At 69.1% G+C, this 1,015-nt stretch carries 2 pseudogenes; both read right to left on the bottom strand.

From position 1 onward, the window contains the following. Window positions 1–48 precede the first annotated feature (48 nt). A pseudogene (locus ACFW2E_RS47860) lies at window positions 49–750 on the bottom strand (carbohydrate ABC transporter permease); the annotation flags it as partial. Then, window positions 747–1,015 (bottom strand): annotated as a pseudogene (locus tag ACFW2E_RS47855) (sugar ABC transporter permease); the annotation flags it as partial. The pseudogenes ACFW2E_RS47860 and ACFW2E_RS47855, both read right to left, overlap by 4 nt.

The following is a 1,015-nucleotide window of genomic DNA, read 5'->3' as shown; positions in this document are numbered from 1 at the left end:
CGTGGGATCGGTTTTGTTTATAAGAGACCCCCAGTCGCCGACGGCTTAGAACCGGGTGTTGACCGCGACGACCGCGCGGGACAGCGGCAGGACGATCTGCCACAGGATGCGCAGGTCCCCGGCGCCGTCGATGCGGGCGCTGTCGATCAGTTCCTGCGAGATGCCCATGAAGAAGCCGCGCAGCACCAGGATGTTGAAGACGCTGATCGCGCTGGGCAGGATCAGCGCGAGGTAGCTGTCGGTCAGCCCCAGGGACTGCACCAGCAGGTAGGTGGGGATCAGGCCCGCGCTGAAGAACATCGTGGCCAGCAGCACCATGAGGATCCAGCGGTGGCCCAGCGAGCCGCTGCGGGACAGCCCGTAGGCGCACAGCACCGACACCGCCATCGAGAAGAGGGTGCCGACGAGGGTGATGCCGACGCTGACGAGCGCGGCCCGGGTGACCTGGCCGCCGCTGAGCAGTTCCTGGTAGGCGACGAAGGTGATGTCCGTGGGGATCATCACCAGTCCGCCGGCCTCGTCGATGGCCTTGCGCGAGGAGAGGCTGGTGACGACGACGATCCACAGCGGGAACAGGATGCCCAGGCAGGCCAGGAGCAGGACCAGGCCCTTGCCGGCGAGTCCGGCCCGGCTCGGCTTCTCCTCCCACACGGGCCGGGGCGGGGCCGCCCACCGGCTCGGCCTGCGCGCGGGCCCGCCGCTCGCGGCGGTCGCGTCCCGCGCGGCGGTCGCTTCTCGTACGGCGGTCACTTCTTGTACACCCCCTGCTCGCCCATGAGGTGGGCCACCTTGTTCGCTATCAGGACCAGGCCGAGACTGATCACGCCCTTCACCAGCCCCGCGGCGGCGGCGTAGCCGAAGTCCTGGTTGCGCACGCCGTTCCACCACACGAAGGTGTCCAGGACCTCGGCCGCCCCTGGTCCGACGGCGTCGCGTTGCAGCAGGATCTGTTCGAAGCCGACCGTCAGGGCGTCGCCGACGCGCAGCACCAGCAGCAGGGCGATGACCTGTCTCT

Source organism: Streptomyces sp. NPDC058964 (assembly GCF_042741275.1).
GTDB lineage: Bacteria > Actinomycetota > Actinomycetes > Streptomycetales > Streptomycetaceae > Streptomyces.
The sequence above is the reverse complement of the archived record's forward strand: the minus strand, read 5'-3'. Positions and strand labels throughout refer to the sequence as shown.